Source organism: Streptococcus parasanguinis (assembly GCF_019929185.1).
Lineage (GTDB): Bacteria > Bacillota > Bacilli > Lactobacillales > Streptococcaceae > Streptococcus > Streptococcus parasanguinis_O.
Window position 1 is genome coordinate 136,929 of sequence record NZ_JAHZPC010000005.1, and the last position, 23,089, is coordinate 160,017.

Below are 23,089 nucleotides of genomic sequence, written 5' to 3' on the forward strand. Positions count from 1 at the left end.
ATATCAAAAATAGAGGGAAAAAGGTAGATCAGGTTCGAAAGATTCCTTGCTTGCTCTTCCCTTTCATGCTAAAATAACCATAGAAACTGCTTTGGGCAAGGAGTAGGACCATGCAAAAGAATCCCCTCTACAATACTTCTAGTATTAGTCTCTTTCAATACCTCTTTGCGATTGCAGTGATTTTGGTGCATAGTGGTCGCTTAACCTCCTATGAGCCACTGCATTTTGGACTCAAGAGTATGCTCGGACGGCTAGCGGTGCCATTTTTTATCGTCTGTGCCAGTTTTTTCCTCAAGCAATCCCTAGGGAATTCTAAGAAAATGAAGGCCTATCTGGTCAAAATTGTTAAAACCTATCTATTTTGGAGTTGTGTCTATTTACCATATGCCTGGATCTTTTTTTCTAGCCTCAAACTCCCTGTCTATCTTTTTCCAGCAGGTGTTCTCATTGCACTGATCTATCTGGGAATGTGCTACCAACTCTGGTATATCCCGGCCTTTTTGCTGGGCTTGTTTTTAGTCAACCAATTGGTCAAACGCCTAGGTATGGGTTGGACGGGTGTGATCACCTTGATCCTTTATTGCTGGGGCTTGATCGAGACCTATTCGGCTTATCTGGACACCACAAGTCTTCTCAAAGGCTACCAGCTCTACAGCAACTTATTTTTCACAGCGCGAAATGGTCTCTTTTACACGCCTGTTTTTATCTATATGGGTTACTATCTGTATGATCATTTTTATGATCAAACCTTTAGGGTTCACCGTTGGCAAAAAGTAGCTCTTGCCTTTGGACTCTTCTGTTTAGAAGGCATGATCATTTTTCGAAATGAAGGAATCGATAAGAACTTTTTCTTTCTCCTTCCTTTTGTGACGGTCTATTTGGTCAATGCTTGCCTGCGATCGTCTTTTCTAAAAACCTATGATCTACAGTATTTAAAACAGATGAGTATGGCCCTTTACTTTTCCCATCCGATCTTTATCGAGTGGGCGCGCTATGGCTTTAGGACTCTCCCTCTCTCTTATCCAGACAGAGGCAAGCTGATTTTTGTGACGGCCTTGTTTGGAAGCCATCTCTTTGGAATGGCCATGCTGTGGGTACGAGATAGAAGGGAAAAACAAAAGATTCCTTCAAATGGTGAAGAGTTAGATAAAATAACCAACCAATAGTAGGGTGTACAAAACTCAAGCAGATGTGTTTGAGTTTTTTTGTATGAAGAAAATCAAGGAAGAATAAGAATTGGCAGACTGCTCCTCCTTGTTTATAAATGTTTTATTTTCTTGCCCTTGGATATAAGAAAGGGGAAATCAGTACCAGATAGTGATTTATAATATAGACATCATTGTAAATAATGTCTATATTATTGAATAGTGATGATTTAATTTGAAAAGCAATAGATATTCTAAAAAATAATTGATAAAATTAAAGGGAGGGCCTTTTTGGAAGGCTAAGAAAAGTAAGGAGATAAAACATGAAAAAGCTTAGTTTATTATGGAAAAACTTTTTGAACAAAGGTTTTGTCATTTTAACGATTCTCATGATGCTAGGCCAGCTTGGTCAAGGGGCTGTAACTGCCTATGCCAACCAGCTAGCAGTTGGAGATAACGGGGCCTTGGATGTTACCCTCTTGTATGGGGACAAACAAGACCATCCAGGTGGCATGTCCTATTTTACAGGGGATACCATGTCTGGCTATATCCAGATTACCCCTAAAAATTTGACAACCGACATTAACGATGTCGCGATTACTTTGAAAGTACCAGGCAAGTACCTCAGAGAAGTCAGCATTCCAGACTTTAATAGTGCCTCAGAGCATGATAAACCAACGGTAACAAAGGTTGGTGATGATTATCAAGTCACCCTTCACTTTAGCAATTACCAAAAATCAGAAGTGTTGACCTTGCCTTTTATCGGGAAGTTTACAATCGGGTATCCACCGACGAATTACTCGCTAGATATCACAGGAACTTTGAACATCAATGGGCAAGAAACAGCGCTCAATGATATCATTTGGAAGCCTAAGTACAACGATTATCGTTTCACCAAGTACATCAACCAAAACTTGAACGAAGCCATGTCTAAGGACTATGCGGAAGCAATGCCAGGTATTGTCAAAGGTGCGGATGGAAAGAACTATATTGAAACACCAACTTCTGTTCCATTTGCCTTCCAATTGGACGGAATGCGTGGTCAATACGGTGGTCAATACCGTCAGTTAGAATCAGCAACGATCACTGATAAGTTACCAACCTATACAGATAAGAGTGGGAAGACTCGCACAGCTGTTCTCGATACAGCCAAGTCTGAAGGCTGGGTAGACAATGGAGATGGTACCGTTACGAAGACGTTCAAGGCGGATGCAAACGACAATCCAGCAGCTTATCACCAAGAATTTATGACCAAAATCAAGGATACAAGTTACCTCTACTTGAAATTCCCTGATTTGGTCTTAGAAAAAGACCAAACCCTCAAGGACGTTCTTAGTAAGGATTTGACCAATACTGGTAGCATCGTAGGAATTCCTGCCAACCGTGGAGAGGGAGAACCAGATATTACTGCGGAAGATTCCCTTATTTTCCGTTTGACTTCACGTGACCTTGAAGGAGCCGGAAGCTTTGCCAAACGGGCTGATGGGGATGTTTATGATTCAACAGACTACAAGGCTGCTAATTACAAGTGGATTCTAAAATTTCATAATAACACCCCTTCACCTCAGAAGAATTTTGTTTTTTACGATGAGACTGTGGACCCTCGCTTGAAGTTTACCAGGATCGATTATAGTCGCCTGATGGAAGGAAACTATGGGATTGGGAAACAAATCCATACCATTGTCAAACGAATCATCCTGACTATGGAAGATGGTAGTACGAAAGAAATTCAGTCAGAAGCAGATAAAGACGGGAACGGTCTAATTGATTTGACCAAGTATGGAACCGTTGTGGGCTGGCGGATGGAAATGAAGGATGATTTTGTCCTTCAATCTGGTCAGGGAATTACCCTCAATAGCTATACAAGCTTCAAGGATCCTGAAAAGACGCGTTACGATGAAACGGATGCGACCAAAAATGTTTACAAGAACACAGGCCGTGTGACCTATAAAACACAGTCAAATGTTGCCAAAGATCAGTCAGCAGATTGGACTTTCAAGCTGATCCCTATGAAGGAAAGCTTTGAAATTGCAAAAACGACTGATTACAATGATGTTCGCTATACTGATGGACAAAATATTCGTTTTGGTTTGATGGCAACCAAAGTAGTTTTAGATCCTGATAAGAATTATGGAGACCTACGGATTATTGATCTTTATGATCCGAATACCCTTAAAGTCGATTTTAAAGATTTTGAGAGAAACCTTGCCTCTAGTGAAAAAGGTATGAAATTCCTTAAGAGCTACGAGGTCATTGAAAATTACCACAATTCAGGTCGAACCGCTATTGTGATGCATTTGGACCAAAAAGAGTTTATTAAAGCTTCTCTTGAAGATCTTAATCGCGTGCGTCTACCATTTATCGTGGCCGATCTGAAAGGGAAAGACGATGGTGGGACCTTCACCAATAAAGTTTATGTCGCTGGAAATGGGATCCACGATCTTGAAAATGCCAACCCTGATCGGGTCACGGAAGATGTGTATGATCTGAACGGAAATGGTTCAACAACGGATAAAATTCCATATGCTCAATCAAACTATACGATTGTTGCTGCTGAAGGAATCTATGCACGCAAATATATCGCTAAAAATGATGACCTGTCAGACGCTTCGATTGTGACACGTACCTTCAAACCAGGTGAAACCTTTAACTACAAACTCACCATTAAAAATAATACGGATAAGGCAGTAGAAGACGGAGTCGTCTATGATGTCCTACCAAAAGTAAAAGACGTTAACACACTAGACGGATCTGGTCGGATGACAGAATACACGGTCAGCCTTCGTGGACCAGTGACAGCTCCAGAAGGATGGACGGTCTACTATACAACTGATACAGGCGTTACGACAGATACCATGGCGCAAGCTGCTGACAAGGATATCTGGACGACAGCTGTGACTGATTACAGTCAAGTAACAGGAATCAAGTTAGTTGCAAATGCAGGAACCACGATTCCTGCGCGTGGCGAAGCCAGCTTTGGTGTCCCAGTTGTGAATCCAAGTGAATTGACCGATGAAGTCAAGGCCTTGATGCAAGAACGTACCAAAGACAACGAAGACAACGGCGGTCGTTCCGGTCTTGTTCAAGCCCATAACCAATTTGGATACAAGGCGAAAGGTCATGAAGGAAATCGTGAGTCTAATACCGTAACTGCACAAATCTTCTCGGCTGCTTTCCACGTCAAGAAGGTGGACAAGGATGATCCTAAGAAAGTTCTTGAAGGTGCTGAATTTACCTTAACTGATGCAAACGGTGCGGTTGTTGCGACGGCAACTTCTGATAAAAAAGGGGAACTTTCCTTTAACACCTTAACAGAAGGAACCTATACGCTCAAAGAAACCAAAGCATCTGAAAACTACAAGTTGGATGAAACAGAACATGCTGTGGTTGTCACCTATGATGCGGACAAACAAATCTATCACGTCACGGTGGATGGAAAATCAGTCGGATCCAAAGCAGTCCCAGTTGAGATCGCTAATGAAGCAGATATCAAGTATATCGATCTTGAAGCTTCAAAAGTTTGGGATGACCAAGACAACCAAGAAGGGCTTCGCCCAGCAAGTGTGGAATTCCAACTCTACAAGAATGGCAAAGCTCAAGGAAAACCAGTCACGGTTTCAGCCGCAACAGACTGGAAAGCCCATTTTACGAATCTTCCAGATAAAGACAGTGATGGCAAGCTCATTACCTACACTGTTAAAGAAGTGAAAGTTCCGACTCATTATACGGTCGATACAGAAGAAGCTAGCTTTACAGATGGAAAAGCCACCATCACCAACAAGCGCACTCCTGAGACCACGACGGTTACAGTCAAGAAAGTCTGGGATGATGCACAAAACCAAGATGGTCTTCGCCCATCTACCATCAAAGTTCACCTCTTGGCAAATGGAACAGAGGTGCAAGCTCTTGATCTGACTGGTGAAGGAGATGAATGGACTCATACCTTCACAGACCTACCCGTCTATAAAGATGGTCAAAAAGTTGTCTACACAGTGACAGAAGACAAAGTGGACAATTACACCACTAAGATTGATGGCACTACAATTACCAATACTTACAAACCAGGTAAGACAAGCCTGACTGTTACGAAAAACTGGAAGGATGCCAATAACCAAGATGGCCTTCGTCCAAAAACAATCAAGGTTCAATTGTATGCTGGTGATCAAAAGGTTGGTAAGGCTGTTGAATTGTCAGCAGATAACAAATGGACCCATACCTTCTCAAACCTAGATGAGAAGAAAGCTGGCCAAGTTATCAACTATACAGTCAAGGAAATCGATGTTCCAGAAGGCTACACACAAGCTGTCGAAGCAACTAACCCAGGTCAAGTAGTCGTGACCAACACGCACGAACCAGAAAAGACCAAAGTAGAAGTGAGCAAGAAGTGGGAAGATGGAGACGACCAAGATGGTCTCCGTCCAGCAAGCATTCAAGTTCAATTATACAAAGATGGTCTTGCGACGGATCAAGTGGTAGAACTTTCAGCAGCGAATGACTGGAAAGGTGCATTTGAAAACCTTGATACCAAGGCAGCCGGAAAAGCAATTGCATATACAGTCAAAGAAGTAACTGTCCCAGATGGTTACAAAGTAACGGTAAATGATAAGGACAAGGCCAATGTTGTCTTGACCAATACGCATGAACCAGCTTTGACAGAGATGAAAGTCACGAAGAAATGGGAAGATGCCAACAACCAAGATGGTCTTCGTCCAAAATCCATTAAGGTTCAACTCTATGCTGGGGATGAAAAAGTAGGAGACCCAGTTGAATTGTCAGCGGACAATCAATGGACTCATACCTTTAGCAAATTAGCTGAAAAGAAAGCTGGTCAAGCTATCAGCTACCGTGTGGAAGAAGTCTCTGTTCCTGAAGGCTACCAAGTATCTGCTGATACTTCTGACGCTGCTCACACGATCTTGACCAATACCCATACGCCAGAAGTAATCGATATTCCAGTGACCAAGATCTGGAATGACCAAGACAATCAAGATGGTCTTCGTCCAGCAAGTATCGTGGTGAATCTTCTTGCCAATGGTGAAAAAGTTGCTCAAAAAGAACTCACGAATGCGACAGATTGGAAAGAAAGCTTCACAGCTCTACCAAAATTCAAGGATGGAAAAGAAATCGTCTATACTCTTCAAGAAGAGAAGGTAGCTGAATATACGACTACAATTGATCAGGCTGCTTATACCATTACCAATACCCATGCACCTGGTAAGACAAGCGTCACGGTCACTAAGAAGTGGGATGACGAGAATGACAAGGATGGAATTCGTCCGAAGAGTATTCGCGTTCAACTCTATGCCAATGATCAAAAAGTCGGTCAAGAAGTAGAATTGTCAGCTGAAAACAAGTGGACCCATACCTTTGCAGATTTAGATGAAAAAGCAAATGGAAACACCATCACTTATACAGTGAGAGAAGTCAGTGTTCCAAAGGGCTATGAAGCTCGTAACGACGAGGATGGTAAAGGAAATGTTGTGATTACTAACAAGCATGTTCCAAAAGAAACTCCAAAACAACCAACTCCTCCAAGTTCATCTGAACCAAAGAAACCGGGTCAACCTGAACCTAAAAAACCAAGCCAACCAGAGCCGAAGAAACCAGGCAAGATCTTAGGATTCTTACCAAATACGGGTACGACCATCTCTATTATTAGCCTAGTTTTAGCCTTTGTCTTGGCAAGCATTGCAGCTTATATTTTGAAGAAAAAGAAAAAATAAGCTAGTGCTTCCTTTATAAAATGAAACAAACACCAGAAATGGTGTTTGTTTTTTTATAGTGGCCTCTTATAATTGTCTTGCGATCATTCTCATGGGCGCTTGCTCTATTTTTTAATTCCCGAACGTTTTCAAAAAAAATTCAGAAAATTCTTGACTTCTATGAAAATCGGAGTATGATTAGTTGTGAACTGTTGAACAATCATTTTCAAGAAAATCCCTGATGTCGACTAAGGGATCTGTGAAAGGAGAAGCGGTTCAAATCGAAAATCTATAGAGCGTTGCGTCCGAAAGTCTAAACAGACACGGCTCTTTAAAAACAAAAGGAGAAGATTATGAAAACAGAACCGATTCATCGTACCAGTATGTGGAAATTTAAGTTAAGTGCTGCCACCATGACTTTGATTCCCGCTGCCGTGGGGATTAACTATGTTGCTAAAGCCTTGGCGGAGGGGTTAAAGTTGCCCGTTTGGCTGGGGTCTTTGGGAACCTTTCTTGCCAGCATGTTGGCTGGGCCGGTTGCCGGTGCCATCAGTGGTTTCATCAACAACGTGATCTATGGACTGACCTTATCGCCAATTTCAACCGTGTATGCGATTACCAGCATCGGAATTGGGATTGCTGTCGGAGTTTTGCACGCCAATGGGTGGTTCTCGTCAGCGCGACGAGTATTTGTTTCTGCTATTATTATTGCCATCGTTTCAGCTGTCATTTCAACGCCACTCAACGTCATCTTTTGGGGTGGTCAGACCGGTATCGCTTGGGGTGACTCATTGTTTGCGGTAATGGTCGCCAATCATGCACCAGTGTGGCTGGCCTCATTTACCGATGAGTTTGTCTTGGATATTTTGGATAAAGTCTGCGTGGCCTACCTGGCATTCTTCATCTATCGTCAGCTGCCGAAGCGGATGGTGCACTTCTTTAGCGGTGATAAATGATGACTGATCAAACATTGATTTCTGGAGCGCCACGGGTCAAGCTCAAGTGGTACCAGGTGATCGATCCGATTACTAAGCTCTTGTTCATCTTGGACATGACGTTGTTGAGCTTTGCCAGTATGAATTTATTGCTTCAGGCCGGATTAATTCTTGTCGCAACACTGCTATTGTTATTTTCCAAATTGAGTTCTACCATCTTTAAGGCGCTGGGATTCAGTCTGTTTCTGATTTGCACCATGCTGATCATCCAAGGGTTATTTTACAGTCGGAATCAAACTGTGCTGTTTTCTGTGCTTGGGGTGTCGTTCTACAAAGAAGGCCTGATTTACGCCACCACTCTGGGTTGTCGAGTATTGGTGATTATTTTGACCAGTGGCTTTTTTATGGTGACCACGAGTATTTCAGAAAACGCGGCCTATTTGGAACTGTCCGGATTGTCTTATAAAACCGTCTACGTTCTGATGTCGGTGTGTTATATTTTGCCGGAAATGATGCGCAATATGAGGAAAATCCAGCAGGCACAAAAAGTTCGCGGAACCAATCCGCAAAAAACGTTGATTCAGAAATTAAAGTCAGTCCTGCCGGTTCTAATTCCATTGGTGATTAAGACCTTGGATCAATCGATGGCGCGGTCGATTTCTCTCCAACTGAGAGGTTTTGATAATCCCAACCGGACTGTCAGAACCTCCCAGCGCGTGTATCGCCTGTCGCGGACGCTGCACATTGGTCTGACTGGATTGGCAATTTTATTGATTGGGTGGAAGATATGGACGAAGATAAACGGATTGTAATTGAAAATTTGACCACCCGTTATCCGGGTACTGAGCAACCACAACTGCGTCAGATTAACGCGGAGGTTCATACCGGCCAGGTGGTTGGGATTATCGGGAATAGCCACTCCGGCAAATCGACTTTGTGCCGTGTGCTGGCAGGGGTCATTCCCAAAATTGTGTCTGCTGAGATTGAGGGCGACTGGCACATGTTTGGCCAGCGAGTGTCCGACAATTGGCCCGTTTATAATGCCATGAATGGAGTTGTACTGCAAAATCCAGCTGGCCAACTAAGCGGGTTGGCAGAAACGGTTGCCGATGAAATCGCCTTTGACTTGATTAATCAGGGAATGGCTGAAGGACTGATTCAAAAACGGGTTGAAGAAGTTGCCACGCAAATGGGGCTGATTGAACAGCTGAATTTGAGTCCCGAGAGCCTTTCCGGTGGTCAGGTCCAGCGGTTGGCAATTGCCACGGCGATTGTGGCTAATCCGGCTGTTTTGATTATGGATGATCCGACCAGTCAGATGGATCCCCTTGGCCGCCGGCAATTTTTCCAATGGCTGGCCCAAGTCAAAGAGACGACTGTCTTCATTGTCACCAGTGAAATTGACGATTTGTGCGAAGTCGCCGACGTTGTGTGGGTGCTGCACGAGGGTCAAATGGTAGCCCAGGGCAGGCCGGGTGAGGTGTTTAATCATTTGGCAGCTGACTGGCAGATTCCAGCCCCGACAATCCAGCAACTTGCTCAAAAAATGGATTGGCACTTGGCTGATGGCCGGTATCCGGTGAATGACGCTGATCTGAAGGAGGCTTGTTATGTCCACAATTGAACTGAACCACCTGACGTTCACTTATCCGGAACGGTCCTTTAGCTTGGATGTTGAAGACAAACACTTCACCGATCCGATGGTGGCGATTGTCGGCCAAAATGGTGCCGGTAAATCAACGCTCTTCAAATTGTTGACGGGCTTGCTGACACCACAAACCGGTGTGATTAAGATCGATGGAGAAAATTTTAATGATCTTAAACCAGTTGAAAAGTTACTGAAGGTTGGGATTACTTTTCAGAATCCTGACGATCAGCTTTTCAACCCGACCGTTCAACGAGAGGTGGAGTGGAGTGTCGCGCAGGTCATGGATGACCACGACACGATTACGAGGCGGGCTTTAGCGGCTCTAAAAAGAGTTGGCTTGGATGATAAAACAGCTGAAAGTCCATATGACCTGTCATTGTCGGAACGCAAGCTGTTGAGTGTTGCCACAGTTTTGGCAGTGGATCCGGCGATTTATTTATTTGATGAGCCGATGATGTCGCTTGATTGGGAAAGCCGGCGCAAGTTGACCGCAATTTTCCATGAGTTGGCTGATTCGGGCCACCAAGTTGTGACCATCACCCATGACATGGATTGGGTCGCCGCCGAGTTTGAGTCGGTGTATGTTATGGAACACGGGAAGTTTAGCTTCGCCGGCAGTCCACGGGAATTGTTCAGCGATCGCGAACTTGTCCAGCGAGTGGGATTACTACCACCGCGGATTATGGACATAGCGGAGTCGCTGGGTGATTCACAGACATATTTATCGGTTAATGATTATTGCCAGAAAAATCGAGATGTATAGAAAAAGTCACCTCTGCGGGTTTTCCAGGTTGAAGGATTAACTTCAGCTTCTGGCAAGAACTCACGGTTCTTTTCTACCATTTGTCAAGTCTATCAAGGCTTTAAGTAAAAAAAAGAGATAAGACAGTATCTATTCTGAGGTTACTGTCTTATTTTTAACACTTTTTGATTTACCAAGCCCAGTTTAAAAAAGAAGAGCAAGAGTTTGTTGCTCGTAAGCTGGATGCGGTAGGCTGGACCAAGTACTTGTCGATCAGTGCCATTTGGTGGCTGGTATTTGGCTATATTTACCAATCAGTTGGAGCCAATCGGCCTTTCCGGGATTCCGTTACAGATGCGACCAATGGTGTCGGCCAACTCTTGATGACGGCTGTCTACCGCGAACAGTGGATTTTCTGGGCGGCTACCAATGTATTCTCCATCTATCTTTGGTGGGGAAAAAGCCTTCAAATTCAAGGGAAATACTTTATTTACTTGATCAATAGTCTGGTTGGTTGGTACCAATGGACCAAGGCGGCCAAGAAAGGCTACTAGTAACAATCAATAAAATACAAGAGGTTGGGCATGTTGCGCCACCTCTTTTTGTGATATACTAGAGTAGTTTTTGAGACTTGTAAAAAATGTTTTTTTTTAGTTCAAATTTAAAAAAGAAAAGGGGAGAACATGGACATCTTTTTGAGGAGCATATCAGGGATTCTCGTCATCCTGGGCATGATTTTAGTGGGCTTTGTCATAGGTGAGAAAGGCTGGTTTGATGACAAGTCACGTGGCTTGATCGCAAAGCTAGTTACTCAAATTGCTCTTCCCTGCTATATGCTCTACACCATCACACAGCGTTTTACAGCGGCTGACCTCCTAAAAATGTTGCCAGCCTTGCGATTTCCTGCCCTGTCTATGGTCGTTTTGCTTGGAATAGCGACAGCAGTAGCTAAGATCTTTGCAGTGAGACAGGACCGCCGTGGCCTCTTTATTTCCATGTTTTTTAACTCCAATACCATCTTCGTGGGACTCCCCATTAACCAAGCTCTCTTCGGGGATGATAGTATTCCTTATGTTTTGATCTATTACATGTGTAATACGACCTTTTTCTGGACTTTGGGGACCTACCTGATCCAGCGGGATGGTGAGGGAGAAGCTCAGTTTGATCTCAAAACAAGTGTGAAAAAAGTCTTTTCACCTCCTTTGATGGGCTTCATCTTAGGACTAGTCATGGTGATGCTGCAGATAAAGCTCCCTGCATTTCTAGCCAGTGATTTGCAGTATCTGGGCAATTTAACAACCCCCTTATCCATGATTTTCATCGGTTTGTCGGTATCTCATGTAGGCGTGAAGCAGTTGGTGCTTGGAAAAGATCAGCTCCTCATTCTACTAGGACGCTTCCTGGTTGCTCCACTCCTAATGGCGACCATTGTTTACTGGGCCCCTCTACCAAGCTTGATGAAGCAAGTCTTTATCATCCAGTCCGCTATGCCAGTGATGACCAATGCCCCGGTCGTTGCCAGACTCTACGGAGCTGATAGTGATTACGCAGCGGTCATGGTGACAGAGACGACCCTTGCTACCATGGTGGTCATTCCGATACTCATGGTGTTGATGGCATAATAAATAGAAACTACAAAAGCTCAAGTTTTTTGAAAACCTGAGCTTTTCTTATATGAGAGCTAATAAAATTGTAATCACCAGAGCGATGCCCATCCGAATCAGGTGGTGGACTGGGTGGAAGTTTCCTTTGTGTTTTCCATTCCAATAGGCTCCGTAGCAAATCAAACCACATCCGATCAGCCAAAGGGCTAGAGAGACAATCGGTAAAAAGAAGTAGAGGATGAGAGATAAGGTCGCAAGGCTACTTCCGATGAGGAGAAATGTATTTCCTAAAGTGTGATTTCCCTTTTTAAATTCTGAAAGGGAGGCCAATAAGTGAAGAAGAACAAAAGCAAGGGCAAAGAAGGCTGTAAAAAAGCCGAGAAGAATGGGGAAGAACATAGGGTTTCCTTTCTAAGATATGATTGCCTGAGTACTATTTTTTATGACTGATTTTATGAAGAATCATAAATGATACTACAAGATTTAAAATAATAACCAATAAGGTAAAAAGAGAGTAACCATAAAGTTTAATTGGAAATTCATTTTTGAGATTGCAAAGAGCAAACAAACTTGTTAAAATGCCCGTTAACAACCCAGGCACATATTTTCGAATAACGACTGTCTGAATCAGATGTCCGAACACATGGTAGATATAAGCGATTATGATGCTTGCGTAAATGCTATAGTTATTAAACTGGTAACTAAGATATAGCGACGTCATTAGGATGAGAAATTGTTCCAAGACAATAAAGTTGAAAGCAAAAGGAGTGTAATAAGTTAGGATTCGATTGTTTGGATACTGGATTGATATTTTTTTGACAAAGGATGGCATCCAAACGATTTCTTCGAGTTCGTGAAGCATGAAGAGTGATGGAAATAGAAAGTAAAATTGCACGCTGGTCATTGAAAATACTCCCTTCTAGTTCGAGCCCACTTTTAGAATCTCCAAATAAAATTGGATCACTTCTTGTTCGGTGTAGGACTTGCCTTTTTTCAACCACCAGCTGAGGGTTTCGATGAAATGGCTGACGACCAAGTGTTTGAGGTAAGAGTGAGGGAGAGTTGGATGGGCCTTGATGAGTTCGTCGGCTACCATTGGGTAGACATCATGTTCTAGTTCTTTTCGCAGTTGCCGTATAAAATAATCGTTTTTAGAGAGCAAGAGACTGGTCACATGATCTTGATTTTTCTTGAAATGCTGAAAGATATGGGCCAGATAGTCTTGTGGTGAGAGGTGTTCAGCACGCTCAAAGAGATGGTGAAAGAGTTTTTGACAGAGTTCATCTAGCAATAATTCCTTGCTCTCGTAATGGCTGTAAAAGGTCGAGCGCCCCACATCAGCAAGGTCTATAATTTCCTGAACGGTGATGGCCTCGTAGTCTTTTTGGTTGAGTAAGTGTAAGAAAGCTTGATAGATAGCTTTTCGAGTTTTGGTGATGCGACGATCCTGAGTATTCATATGGACAATTTGAACAAATTGTTCAGTAACGTACACCCTAAACAGTTTGCTCCTATCCTTTCTGTTGATAGTAGTGGATAATAGATAATGAACATGATGTTCATGAATCTATTATATCAGAGGATTAAGGATTATGAAGACAAAACATGCGGTCTGGATCGCTTTTTTCTTGAATTTGAGTTATGCCATTGTTGAGTTTATTGCAGGAGGGATTTTTGGATCCAGTGCAGTCCTTGCGGATTCGGTCCATGACTTGGGGGATGCAATCGCTATTGGGATCTCCGCCTTTTTGGAGAGTATTTCCAATCGTGAAGAAGACAGCCACTATACCTTGGGCTACAAGCGCTTTAGCCTTTTAGGGGCCATGGTAACAGCTGTGATTCTCATGACAGGGTCCGTTCTGGTTATTTTGGAAAATATAACGAAATTGGTTCACCCACAACCTGTCAACGATGAGGGCATCCTCTGGCTTGGAATCATAGCCGTCAGCATCAATGTGCTAGCGAGTCTCGTCATTCGCAAAGGACAAACCAAGAACGAATCCATTCTCAGCCTGCATTTTCTGGAAGATACCTTGGGTTGGGTGGCTGTTATCCTAATGGCCATTGTCCTACGATTTACTGACTGGTATATTCTGGATCCGCTCTTATCTCTTGCCATTTCCATCTTTATTCTGTCAAAAGCCATTCCACGTTTTTGGAGCACGCTCAGGATTTTCCTCGATGCTGTACCAGAAGGAGTAGATATCCAGCAAGTTAAGAGTGATTTGGAGCAGTTGGACCATGTGGCTAGTATCAACCAGCTCAATCTGTGGACCATGGATGGTTTGGAAAAAAACGCCATTGTCCATGTTTGTCTAGAGCATGTCAACCACATGGAGGTTTGTAAAGAATCGATTCGTACCTTGCTCAAAGATTGTGGCTTTCAAAACGTCACCATTGAGGTCGATGAAGACTTGGCAACCCACCGAGCCCATAAACGCAAGATCGAAGAGTTGGAAGTGGATCAACAACATGGGCATGATCATCACCACCATTAATGACGAGTTGGTACGAGCAGAAGCCTAAGAAAAAGTGTATACTGTAGGTAAGTAAGCAATAGAAAGTAGGTTGTTCTTATGAAGAAAACAGTCTATACAAAAGCTGGGCAAGTGGGCCTTGTAGAAGTGGAACGTCCACAGATCGAAGCGCCAGATGATGTCATTTTCCGTATCGTTCGCACCTGTGTCTGTGGATCCGATCTATGGAGCTACCGTAATCCAGATATTGAAGCGGGGCACCAAAATAGTGGCTACGAAGCCATTGGGATTGTCGAAGAAATCGGTGAGGCCATTACAACGGTCAAACCAGGAGACTTTGTCATCGCGCCTTTTACCCATGGTTGTGGGGAGTGTGATGCCTGTCGTGCTGGCTATGATGGGACATGTGACCGCCACATTGGCACCAACTGGTCTGACGGGGTCCAAGCAGAGTACATCCGTTTCCACTTTGCTAATTGGGCCCTTGTCAAGATTCCAGGTCAACCATCTGATTATACAGAAGCCATGCTTAAATCCCTCTTGACACTTGCTGATGTCATGCCGACGGGCTATCATGCAGCGCGTGTGGCTAATGTGCAAAAGGGTGACAAGGTAGTCGTTATCGGGGACGGTGCCGTGGGTCAATGTGCGGTGATCGCAGCTAAGATGCGTGGAGCTTCTCAAATTGTCCTTATGAGTCGCCACCAAGACCGTCAACAGATGGCCTTGAAGTCAGGCGCGACAGCGGTTGTGGCTGAACGTGGTGAAGAAGGCATTGCCAAGGTGCGAGAAATTCTCGGTGGTGGAGCAGATGCTGCTCTCGAATGTGTCGGTACCGCAGCAGCTGTTGAGCAGGCCCTTGGAGTCCTCCATAATGGAGGACGCATGGGATTTGTCGGTGTGCCTCACTACAATAACCGTGCCCTTGGTTCAACCTTTGCCCAAAATATTTCTGTGGCAGGTGGAGCAGCCTCAGTTACTACTTATGATAAACAAGTTTTGTTAAAAGCAGTTCTTGACGGTGATATTAATCCGGGTCGTGTCTTTACTGATAGCTATAGCTTGGATGAGATTGATCAAGCCTATAAAGACATGGATGAACGCAAGACTATCAAGGCCATGATTGTACTTGACTAACAAAAAAATTCTAGTAGAGGCTGTCTACTAGAATTTTTTGTAGTGAAATAAAATCTTATTTCAAATCCGACATCACTTGTTTCTTGGTGAAGGTGCGCTCTTGTTTGTTGGCTAGGGCCTTGATGCGCGCATCAAGGAGAATGGCACGGCCTTCGGCACTTCGGGTATAGACGAGGTCATACTTGCCCAGACTCTTTCGAATTTGCGCCACAAAGGCTTGAGCATCCTCTTTCCGTTTGTCAAAGAGGCTTGGTACAGCGAAATATTCTGTCTGATCGGATACTTTTTCCTGTGCTTTCAGGATATAGCGCTGATTTTCAATCGGCGCGAAAAACTCGATCATGGTTTGCGAGAAGAGTTCCTTCTCCCGCATGGTTCCGCCCTTCAAATAGATCAGCGTGTTGATGGCATCCTTTCTGTCTCGTACGACTTGGATACGGGTCTCCTGGGTCTGGATCTGGCCAGAAAGGAGCAGGGCTTGGTGAATAGCCTGGCCAAAGATTTCTAGCCGTTTATAAGGACTCTTATAGAGATAGTAGCGGAGCCAAGCAAGGAGAGCGAAAACAGCTAGGAAGAATAGAAGAATTAGAGACGCTTTATTCCCTCCTCCTCTATGTGAATAGTAAAAAAGGTTGGCGAAAGCATCGGTCAAAGTGGCGGCCGTCAGCCAACGAGCTAGCTTCCTGGCGTCAAAAAATAGGGCTAGGGGCAGGAAGTGTTTATCCACTTGGACCTCATTTGCAATCTCCATATTCTCCAGAATCGGAAGGGCTTTTTGCCAGCCGTCTCGGAGCTCTTGGCGATGGGTGGAGCGCTCTAAGGTTTCCTCATTGAGTTTTTGCAGCTGTTTTTTGGTATAGCGGATATTGTCAAAGGCTAGGCGTTCGATACCGGATTCGATGAAGGGCTCCTTGTAATGGAGACCTAAAAATTGCTTCATCCGTCTTTCTAAGAGCTCCAGATCAGGACTGTATTCTTTCAGTTGATCAGTGATAGCCTCGATCTCTTCCTTTTCAAGATCGGACTTTTCATACCATTTCTTTAGGGAAAGATTGATGGAGACCAGGTGCCAGATGTTACTGGTCTTGTCTGGATCCTCAGGCCACACTCGGATGGCACGACCCCGCATTTGGTTGCTGAGCATAAAACTGCCGACAAAGCTCGCTAGGATTAGAGAGTTGACACAAGGAGCATCCCAGCCTTCTCCTAGAAGTGACTTGGTTCCAATGACGACTTGGATGAGCCCTTCTTGAAAGAGCTGGGTCACAGCTGTCACCAAATCATGTTGAGAACCAACCAAACGAACCTTGAGAAAGTCATCAGGAGATAATTGGCCGACACTTTGGTAAGTCAACCTGTCCGCTCCTAGAAGGTCTTCTAATCTTGGCTTAGCGACTGTCGGGATGATGACGATGCTACCGGTCAAGACAGCAATGGCAGGAGGACTAGTTAGCTCTAAGCTTTCCCTGCGAATAGATTCAAAATAGGAGAGAACTCCCAATTGAGTGAATTGGGCGTCCTTATCTCCTAGATGAACTTCAAAGTCTTGACGGATATAGTCTGTTAGCACCAGTTGGCGCAGTCGGCTTCCAAGAGCCTGGTATTCCGCCTTGAAAATCTCTCGAACCGCATTGAGTTTTCCGAGGGATTGATTGAGCAGGAGGTCTTGTTTTTTGTTGCGGACTAGTTTGATTTGTTTTCGATCGATTAAACTAGCTGCTTTTAATTCATGGAGGAGTTGCTTTTCGTATTCTTCTGGTAGATTGTACCAGTGGGGAACCTGAAAGAGCAGGCCTTGCAGAAGAGTTTCAAGCCAGTCCATGGTGAAAGCAGGTAGTTTCTTGGCTCCTAAAAGCTCCTGGAAACGTTTGGGAAACTCAATTCCCTTGCTTCGAAGAAAGATCAGGGTAGCAGAGAGATACTTGGGCTCATTGAGCAATTCATCATCGCTGATCTGACCCGATAAGGCCTGGCAGGTTTGGAGGTGTTGGCAAAAGAGGGGATCGGAAGTCAGTTGCTGCAAGAGAGCATTCTTTTGTTGGCTAAAAGCATCCAACTGCTCTTGCTCTTCCTTGGTTGGAAAGGCGAAGTAAACATAGTCTTGGTGGGGACAAAGGGTTTCTTCCTTGACCAATTCTGGGACGGTGATTTCCTCATCGATCTCACCACACATGCGGATATAGCGATCCCAAAGGGCAGGATCCCCTTCATAGGGAGGGGTCGCGGTAAGGGAGATCATCTTTAAGTCAGGGAAGGCTTGACGAAAAGCTTCCAAACTCTTCCACCATTCATTGCGCAGGTGATGACACTCATCTAAACAAAGGGTCCCAAGTGAGGTGGCCTTGAAAGTAGTAAAGATATCAAAGCCTTTGAAATCAAATGTTTCAATCTCTGCCTGGTCATCGGTATCTTCAGCTTGCGATTGACCGACGACTTGGTTCATGGCGCTGTGTAGGGCCTGATAGGTAGCCACTGTAATCAGCTTAGGATGTTTGAGGTCCTGAGAGATCAATTGCTCCACTTGGCTTTCATCTTTCAAGAATGCCTGGATAATCCGGTCCACCCATTGCTGACGAATGGTGACAGTAGGAGCTAAGATCAGGGTTGGCTGACCAAAGCGCCGGATAAATTCGATACCCAGGGTTGTTTTCCCAGAGCCAGGTGCTGCTACCAAATGCAGATGGCCATCCGCCATAAAAGCGTCACTCTTATCGAGAACGCGTTTTTGATAGCGTCTCCATTGGCCTGTAAAGGCTAGTTCTTGTAACATTGGTTTCCTCCCTTGTACTGTCCCCATTATATCATAGCGGAGGACAAGAATCTCTTGGTAGAAGTTGAAGATTTCCGCTTTCTAATGAAAATAGCAAAGGGGAAATTTTGAGTGATAAAAAGCCCAATCAACGGATTAGGCTTTTCATGTTAGTCTTTCTTTGTTTTACGAGAGAGGCCAAAGGCAGCACTCATGCTAAGAAGACCAAGGCCAAGAGTTGTCAAGGCAATTGAGGTCTTGCTTCCTGTATTTGGAAGACTTGCTTCTTTTTGAGGAAGAGCTGCAGGTGCGATATAGACTGCTGTTTTGGCAGGCTCGTTTTTAGCAGGTGTGAATACAGTCGGTTTCGCAGGGGTTACAACAGCCGGTTTTTGAGGGGTAGGGGTCGGTGTTGCAGGCGTTTGGATGCTAGGAGTTTGTGGTTTTACTTTCGCCACACGATGAGTTTTTGAGATCAACTCATACTTGTCTGTTTGGACTTTGAAGACACGACCTTTTTGGACAGTTTCAACGACTTTGTTGGCAAATTGAACGTTCAACAAGTCAGCAAAGTTTTTGTCGATATCTAAGTAGAGACCATTTGTTCCATTGACCAATGGAGCAAAGTCAGACTGGTCTACTGTGCGTCCTACAACTGTTAAGGAAATATTCGCTGCCTTCAATGATTGAAGAGTTTCTTCTTTTGATGGGAGAGGATTCTTATATGGAGTATTCATATCGATTGGCTCGTCTGTAATGACGAATGCAAATCGATGATTGTTTGTTCCGGTGCCCCAGTTGTAGTCCTCTGAAGTAGCGATGTGGCGCAATGGAACAGTGGTGTTTTCATAACCACCATAGGTTTTGATAGTTTTCAGAGCAGAAATAAAACTTTCTGGATCCGTTGTGAATTTTGATCCGTTAAAATCAAAGTATTGTATACGATCTGATCGTTCAAATGCAACCAATCCCAAGCGTGCTTGGATATTTTTTGCAGATAAATTACGAACAAAGGTCTCAACGTTCTTCATTGTATCATTGATATGTGAATCCATCGAGGTTGATTTATCAATGACAAAGACGATGTCGGATGTTGCTTGGACTTCTTTTTTATTGACGATATCTGCTTCTTTTGTCACTTCGACTACAGTTGTTTTATTGACAGTTTCTGTAGTTGTCTCAGTGTAGTCAGCTGTTTCTTTTGTGGATGTAGCTGTCTTGGTAGAAGAGACTGGTTTTGAAGTGCCAACAGGTGTGTTTGGATCGGCTAAGCTAGTCGTTTTGATGGTTGCTGTTGAGATAGTAGTTGTGTCTGCGCCGTCTGTTTTAGCAGATGGGCCAGTTTTTTTAACGTCCACAGCGATTACATCTCCAGTTTTTGCTTTATCAGCAGGAACAACTGGTGTATTGGCTTTGGCGTTGATTTCTTCTGTTGCAGCCGTAATAGGTGATTTTGCTGCTGTAGTAGTTGCAGGAGCAGCTTGGGTTGTTGCAGGTGCAACGTCATCAGCAGAAGCAATAGTCGTTCCTGTGAAGACAGTTCCTAAAACAACGGAAGCTAAAGTTAAAGTTTGTTTACGTGAAATAGTATATTTTTTCAAAATACGTCCCCTTTTTAATAAACTTTTTTCTATCATACAGGTTTTTGAAAAGCTTGTCAACGGTATAATAATCAAGGGTTTTGTCGACTTTTATATCCCTAATTATTGATAAAAAGTTGAATCAGAAAAATATACACAAAATAATTTAAATATACAAATTACAAGAAAGAAAATAGGATTTCCACAAATTTGCAGGAATCCTTATTTTATCGGCATTTCTACTCTATTTTTTATTCGTAAAAAATACTAGCTAGTCACTTTATTTATGTCCCTAAATCAAGACATAAGTCTCAACCGCTTGCCCTGCCCCGTTTTCATTGTTGGTCTTTGTGACGACTCTTGCTCCATCTTTCACTTCTTGAGGAGCGTTGCCCATAGCGACCCCGATTCCAGCTTTTTTGAGCATAGGGAGATCATTGAAGTTGTCCCCCATGGTGAGAACTTCTTCCAAGTTTAAGTGGTAGTGGTTGGCGAGCTCAACCAGGGCATCCTCTTTGGAGACCTGCTTAGCAGTGACTTCTAGGTAGTTGGCTTTGGAAAGATAAAAGGCAGTAGAAGGGAAGTCGTTGGTAGCAATAGCGCGATAGAGATCTTGGATCTCTTCCGGCTCTCCAATTAAGAGCAATTTGTGAAGGGGCTTTGTCGGATCGAGCAAAGGATCCGATAGAGGGAGAATGAGAGGTTCTTCTCCTGTAATACGGGCCTCTTCTTGACTCCATTGGTCCAGGCAGTCGGTCATCCAGTCTTTTCCGCTATAGAGGTTGATCGAAACTGGAGGAAATTGCTCTCGGACCCAGTTGATGAACTGCCGAGCTTCATTCTTGTTCAAAGGATGCTCGAAAAGAACCTGTTCTCCCTTTTGGATCAGGGCCCCATTATAGCAGGCCATGGGGAAGTCTTCTATGCCGAGTTCTTTGGCAATGGGAGCCATCCCTTTTGGAGAACGAGCAGAAGCCAGTACGAAAGGAATGGCTTCGCGTTTTAAATCCGGGATCAATGCTGCCAACTGTGGATCGATCCGATGGTGGTCATTTAAGATAGTGCCATCGATGTCGCTGATGATGAGACGAATATGAGACATAAAGATTCCCTCCTAATAGAGAATAGTGGTTTCACTGCCGATTTGTTTAAGGATGTCAGGACTTGGTTTTTTGTCGGTTATCCAATAATCAAATTGCTGGAGACGAGCGAGATAGTAGTTAGCATGTTGGTGGAACTTGGCACTTTCTGCTACCAGCACCTTTGTACGAGTCCGCTCAAAAACGAGAGACTTGACCGCAACGTCTTCAGCATCCTCAAAGGTGACTTCGCCATTGGCTAAGCTACTCGCTCCAAAAAAAGCAAGATCAAAGCGAAGATTGTCCAGTATTTGTGCTTGGTCCGCAGCATAGTAGAAGCGGTTTTTGGGATAGAATTTTCCTCCTAAGAGATGAAAGTCAACCTGGGAATGGCTACTGAGTTGGATAGCATTGTCAAGGGAGTGCGAATAGACTGTAAGATCTCCATCAAGTAGGCCTGCCAGCAAAGTGATTGAGGTAGAGGCATCGAGAAAGATCACTTGTCCATTTTGGATCCATTGCAGGGCTTTTTGAGCCATGGCAGTCTTTTCCTTGTTAGCCTTTTGACTGCGGTCTAGGTAAGAAGGTCCGGGTTCTTTGTTTAAGGGGAGAAGTCCACCATGGGTTCTACGTACTAGCTGGCGTTGGCTCAGAAGGGCAAAGTCTCTGCGGATAGTATCTTTTGAGACCTTGAAATAATCGACCATTTCTTTAGCGGATAGCTGTTTTCGCTCTTCTAAAAGTTCTAGGATTTTTTCAAGCCGTTGTTCCTGGTACATGAATTCGCTCCTTATTGCTGTTCTTGCCTTTATTGTACATCATTTTGCAAGCGGATGCAAGTTTTCTTAAGTGTATTTAAGTGTTTATGATCTCTTTCTTAGAAAATCTTATTCCTGACGTTTGTTTTAAGGGGGGAATTCTGCTATAATATGTCAAAATAACGTGGAGGTTTCCTTATGGCCAGTGAATATGAAAAAATGATTGCAGGTGACTATTATAGACCTGCGGACCCTGAATTACGGGCTTTGGCCAAAGCTTCTCGGGAGAAACAAGAAGCCTTTAACCAAGAAGTAGACCCTAAAAAAGGGGCCACCATCATCAAAGAGTGGTTTGGCTCTACTGGTGAAAACCTCTATCTCAATCGTCAGGTTCTTGTGGATTATGGGGTCAACATCCATTTGGGAGAGTATTTCTATGCCAATTACAATTTGACCATGTTGGATATTTGTCCCATTACGATCGGAAAGAATGCCATGATTGGCCCTAATTGCCAATTTTTGACCCCCTTACACCCGCTGGATCCAGATGAGCGCAACTCGGGTCTTGAGTACGGAGCTCCGATTACGATAGGAGACAATTTCTGGGCAGGAGGAGGAGTCACCATCCTTCCTGGTGTCACGCTGGGTGATAATGTGGTCGCTGGCGCTGGGGCAGTCGTGACCAAATCCTTTGGAGATAATGTAGTTCTTGGAGGAAACCCAGCCCGTATCATTAAAGAAATACCCATTAAAAAGGAGAAGGGATGATCCAAAAACATGAAATTCCTATTTTAGAGTTTGACGACAACCCACAGGCAGTCCTGATGCCGACCCATGAGGGGTTAGACCTGCACCTGCCTGAAAAATGCGTTTATGCTTTCTTAGCGGATGAGATTGACCGCTTTGCCAAAACTGTTGGAGCTGAGCAAGTGGCTACCTTTGTCTCAGCTACCAAGGCTTATCCAGTCTATGTTCTGGAGCACCAAGGGGAGAAACTCTGCTTGGCACAAGCGCCAGTTGGATCTGCACCTGCTGCCCAATTCATGGATTGGTTGATTGGCTATGGGGTGAGGAAAATCATTTCCTCAGGAAGCTGTGGCGTCTTGGTGGACATGGAAGAAAATGCCTTTTTGATCCCGACCAAGGCCTTGCGAGATGAGGGAGCTAGTTACCATTATGTAGCGCCTTCTCGTTATATCGAAGTGGACAGTCGTGCACTGACCGCCATCGAAACTGTCTTGAAAGGAAAAGATATTCCTTATCAAGAGGTCATGACCTGGTCGACGGACGGTTTTTATAGGGAAACACCTGACAAGGTGGCCTATCGCATCGAAGAAGGGTGTAGTGTGGTGGAGATGGAGTGTGCTTCACTTGCTGCAGTGGCCCAACTTCGTGGGGCGATTTGGGGCATGCTCCTATTTACCGCAGATTCTCTAGCAGATCTGGAAAATTATGACCAGCGTGACTGGGGCTCAGAAGCTTTTGAGAAGGCCTTAGAATTATGCCTAGAGATGGTTCATCACTTATAAGTCT

18 protein-coding genes and 1 pseudogene are annotated in these 23,089 nt (G+C 44.1%); 12 read left to right on the forward strand and 7 right to left on the reverse strand.

Annotation, left to right across the window (positions count from 1 at the left end):
• The first annotated feature begins 110 nt into the window (after window positions 1-110).
• The 8 genes and pseudogenes from K1I56_RS05160 to K1I56_RS05195 all read left to right on the forward strand — a co-directional run bounded on the left by K1I56_RS05160 (window position 111) and on the right by K1I56_RS05195 (window position 11,794).
• A complete protein-coding gene (locus K1I56_RS05160; RefSeq protein ID WP_223325440.1) occupies window positions 111-1,166 on the forward strand; it encodes an acyltransferase family protein in 1,056 nt (351 codons plus the stop codon).
• Between the two features lie 302 nt (window positions 1,167-1,468).
• Complete coding sequence (locus K1I56_RS05165) at window positions 1,469-6,868, forward strand: Cna B-type domain-containing protein (protein WP_223325441.1); 5,400 nt, start codon at window positions 1,469-1,471, stop codon at window positions 6,866-6,868.
• Window positions 6,869-7,200: 332 nt separating this feature from the next.
• Window positions 7,201-7,803: a hypothetical protein gene (locus K1I56_RS05170; protein WP_021153833.1), complete on the forward strand. Its 603-nt coding sequence runs from the start codon at window positions 7,201-7,203 to the stop codon at window positions 7,801-7,803.
• Complete coding sequence (locus tag K1I56_RS05175; RefSeq protein WP_171963570.1) at window positions 7,803-8,594, forward strand: energy-coupling factor transporter transmembrane component T; 792 nt, start codon at window positions 7,803-7,805, stop codon at window positions 8,592-8,594. The genes K1I56_RS05170 and K1I56_RS05175 overlap by 1 nt, the downstream gene beginning before the upstream one ends.
• The gene (locus K1I56_RS05180; protein WP_223325442.1) at window positions 8,570-9,406 is read left to right on the forward strand and encodes an ABC transporter ATP-binding protein; all 837 of its coding nucleotides are present in this window, start codon (window positions 8,570-8,572) and stop codon (window positions 9,404-9,406) included. Before K1I56_RS05175 ends, K1I56_RS05180 begins: the two co-directional genes overlap by 25 nt.
• Complete coding sequence (locus tag K1I56_RS05185; protein ID WP_195968620.1) at window positions 9,393-10,193, forward strand: energy-coupling factor ABC transporter ATP-binding protein; 801 nt, start codon at window positions 9,393-9,395, stop codon at window positions 10,191-10,193. Before K1I56_RS05180 ends, K1I56_RS05185 begins: the two co-directional genes overlap by 14 nt.
• 167 nt (window positions 10,194-10,360) lie before the next feature.
• A pseudogene (pnuC, locus tag K1I56_RS05190) lies at window positions 10,361-10,726 on the forward strand (nicotinamide riboside transporter PnuC); the annotation flags it as partial.
• A 129-nt stretch (window positions 10,727-10,855) separates the two neighbouring features.
• On the forward strand, window positions 10,856-11,794 hold the full coding sequence (locus tag K1I56_RS05195; protein WP_223325443.1) for an AEC family transporter: 939 nt from the start codon (window positions 10,856-10,858) through the stop codon (window positions 11,792-11,794).
• A 48-nt stretch (window positions 11,795-11,842) separates the two neighbouring features.
• Here the strand turns inward: K1I56_RS05195 and K1I56_RS05200 are convergent, their stop codons facing one another.
• The 3 genes from K1I56_RS05200 to K1I56_RS05210 are packed head-to-tail and all read right to left on the reverse strand — an operon-like array spanning window position 11,843 to window position 13,235.
• Window positions 11,843-12,175 carry a hypothetical protein gene (locus K1I56_RS05200; protein ID WP_049497946.1) on the reverse strand — a complete coding sequence of 111 codons (333 nt, stop codon included), beginning with the start codon at window positions 12,173-12,175 and terminating at the stop codon, window positions 11,843-11,845.
• 34 nt (window positions 12,176-12,209) lie between these two features.
• Window positions 12,210-12,680, reverse strand: coding sequence for an HXXEE domain-containing protein (locus K1I56_RS05205; RefSeq protein ID WP_049497947.1), 471 nt, complete (start codon window positions 12,678-12,680; stop codon window positions 12,210-12,212).
• Window positions 12,681-12,695: 15 nt separating this feature from the next.
• Window positions 12,696-13,235: a TetR/AcrR family transcriptional regulator gene (locus K1I56_RS05210; protein ID WP_223325458.1), complete on the reverse strand. Its 540-nt coding sequence runs from the start codon at window positions 13,233-13,235 to the stop codon at window positions 12,696-12,698.
• Between the two features lie 133 nt (window positions 13,236-13,368).
• On the opposite strand from K1I56_RS05210, the gene K1I56_RS05215 reads away from it, so the two are divergent.
• On the forward strand, window positions 13,369-14,274 hold the full coding sequence (locus K1I56_RS05215) for a cation diffusion facilitator family transporter (protein WP_223325444.1): 906 nt from the start codon (window positions 13,369-13,371) through the stop codon (window positions 14,272-14,274).
• Between the two features lie 78 nt (window positions 14,275-14,352).
• A complete protein-coding gene (locus tag K1I56_RS05220; protein WP_223325445.1) occupies window positions 14,353-15,390 on the forward strand; it encodes a zinc-binding dehydrogenase in 1,038 nt (345 codons plus the stop codon).
• A 55-nt stretch (window positions 15,391-15,445) separates the two neighbouring features.
• On the opposite strand, the gene K1I56_RS05225 is transcribed toward K1I56_RS05220, so the two are convergent.
• From K1I56_RS05225 to K1I56_RS05240, 4 genes are all read right to left on the reverse strand, one after another.
• Complete coding sequence (locus K1I56_RS05225; RefSeq protein WP_223325446.1) at window positions 15,446-18,160, reverse strand: DEAD/DEAH box helicase family protein; 2,715 nt, start codon at window positions 18,158-18,160, stop codon at window positions 15,446-15,448.
• 149 nt (window positions 18,161-18,309) lie between these two features.
• A complete protein-coding gene (locus K1I56_RS05230; protein WP_223325447.1) occupies window positions 18,310-19,740 on the reverse strand; it encodes a vWA domain-containing protein in 1,431 nt (476 codons plus the stop codon).
• A gap of 271 nt (window positions 19,741-20,011) precedes the next feature.
• Window positions 20,012-20,821 carry a Cof-type HAD-IIB family hydrolase gene (locus K1I56_RS05235; RefSeq protein ID WP_223325448.1) on the reverse strand — a complete coding sequence of 270 codons (810 nt, stop codon included), beginning with the start codon at window positions 20,819-20,821 and terminating at the stop codon, window positions 20,012-20,014.
• Between the two features lie 12 nt (window positions 20,822-20,833).
• Window positions 20,834-21,577 carry a DeoR/GlpR family DNA-binding transcription regulator gene (locus K1I56_RS05240; protein WP_223325449.1) on the reverse strand — a complete coding sequence of 248 codons (744 nt, stop codon included), beginning with the start codon at window positions 21,575-21,577 and terminating at the stop codon, window positions 20,834-20,836.
• Window positions 21,578-21,754: 177 nt separating this feature from the next.
• Between K1I56_RS05240 and K1I56_RS05245 the strand changes: the two genes are divergently transcribed.
• Window positions 21,755-22,324 (forward strand): sugar O-acetyltransferase, encoded by a 570-nt coding sequence (locus K1I56_RS05245; RefSeq protein WP_223325450.1) that lies wholly within the window; start codon window positions 21,755-21,757, stop codon window positions 22,322-22,324.
• Window positions 22,321-23,085: a nucleoside phosphorylase gene (locus tag K1I56_RS05250; protein WP_223325451.1), complete on the forward strand. Its 765-nt coding sequence runs from the start codon at window positions 22,321-22,323 to the stop codon at window positions 23,083-23,085. The genes K1I56_RS05245 and K1I56_RS05250 overlap by 4 nt, the downstream gene beginning before the upstream one ends.
• Window positions 23,086-23,089 lie beyond the last annotated feature (4 nt).

Coding starts and splice junctions, on each gene's coding strand:
- K1I56_RS05225 (WP_223325446.1), bottom strand. CDS start 18,160: ATGTTACAAGAACTAGCCTTTACAGGCCAATGGAGACGCTATCAAAAA.
- K1I56_RS05205 (WP_049497947.1), bottom strand. CDS start 12,680: ATGACCAGCGTGCAATTTTACTTTCTATTTCCATCACTCTTCATGCTT.
- K1I56_RS05220 (WP_223325445.1), top strand. CDS start 14,353: ATGAAGAAAACAGTCTATACAAAAGCTGGGCAAGTGGGCCTTGTAGAA.
- K1I56_RS05250 (WP_223325451.1), top strand. CDS start 22,321: ATGATCCAAAAACATGAAATTCCTATTTTAGAGTTTGACGACAACCCA.
- K1I56_RS05170 (WP_021153833.1), top strand. CDS start 7,201: ATGAAAACAGAACCGATTCATCGTACCAGTATGTGGAAATTTAAGTTA.
- K1I56_RS05240 (WP_223325449.1), bottom strand. CDS start 21,577: ATGTACCAGGAACAACGGCTTGAAAAAATCCTAGAACTTTTAGAAGAG.
- K1I56_RS05175 (WP_171963570.1), top strand. CDS start 7,803: ATGACTGATCAAACATTGATTTCTGGAGCGCCACGGGTCAAGCTCAAG.
- K1I56_RS05245 (WP_223325450.1), top strand. CDS start 21,755: ATGGCCAGTGAATATGAAAAAATGATTGCAGGTGACTATTATAGACCT.
- K1I56_RS05210 (WP_223325458.1), bottom strand. CDS start 13,235: ATGAATACTCAGGATCGTCGCATCACCAAAACTCGAAAAGCTATCTAT.
- K1I56_RS05180 (WP_223325442.1), top strand. CDS start 8,570: ATGGACGAAGATAAACGGATTGTAATTGAAAATTTGACCACCCGTTAT.
- K1I56_RS05200 (WP_049497946.1), bottom strand. CDS start 12,175: ATGTTCTTCCCCATTCTTCTCGGCTTTTTTACAGCCTTCTTTGCCCTT.
- K1I56_RS05215 (WP_223325444.1), top strand. CDS start 13,369: ATGAAGACAAAACATGCGGTCTGGATCGCTTTTTTCTTGAATTTGAGT.
- K1I56_RS05195 (WP_223325443.1), top strand. CDS start 10,856: ATGGACATCTTTTTGAGGAGCATATCAGGGATTCTCGTCATCCTGGGC.
- K1I56_RS05235 (WP_223325448.1), bottom strand. CDS start 20,821: ATGTCTCATATTCGTCTCATCATCAGCGACATCGATGGCACTATCTTA.
- K1I56_RS05185 (WP_195968620.1), top strand. CDS start 9,393: ATGTCCACAATTGAACTGAACCACCTGACGTTCACTTATCCGGAACGG.
- K1I56_RS05160 (WP_223325440.1), top strand. CDS start 111: ATGCAAAAGAATCCCCTCTACAATACTTCTAGTATTAGTCTCTTTCAA.
- K1I56_RS05165 (WP_223325441.1), top strand. CDS start 1,469: ATGAAAAAGCTTAGTTTATTATGGAAAAACTTTTTGAACAAAGGTTTT.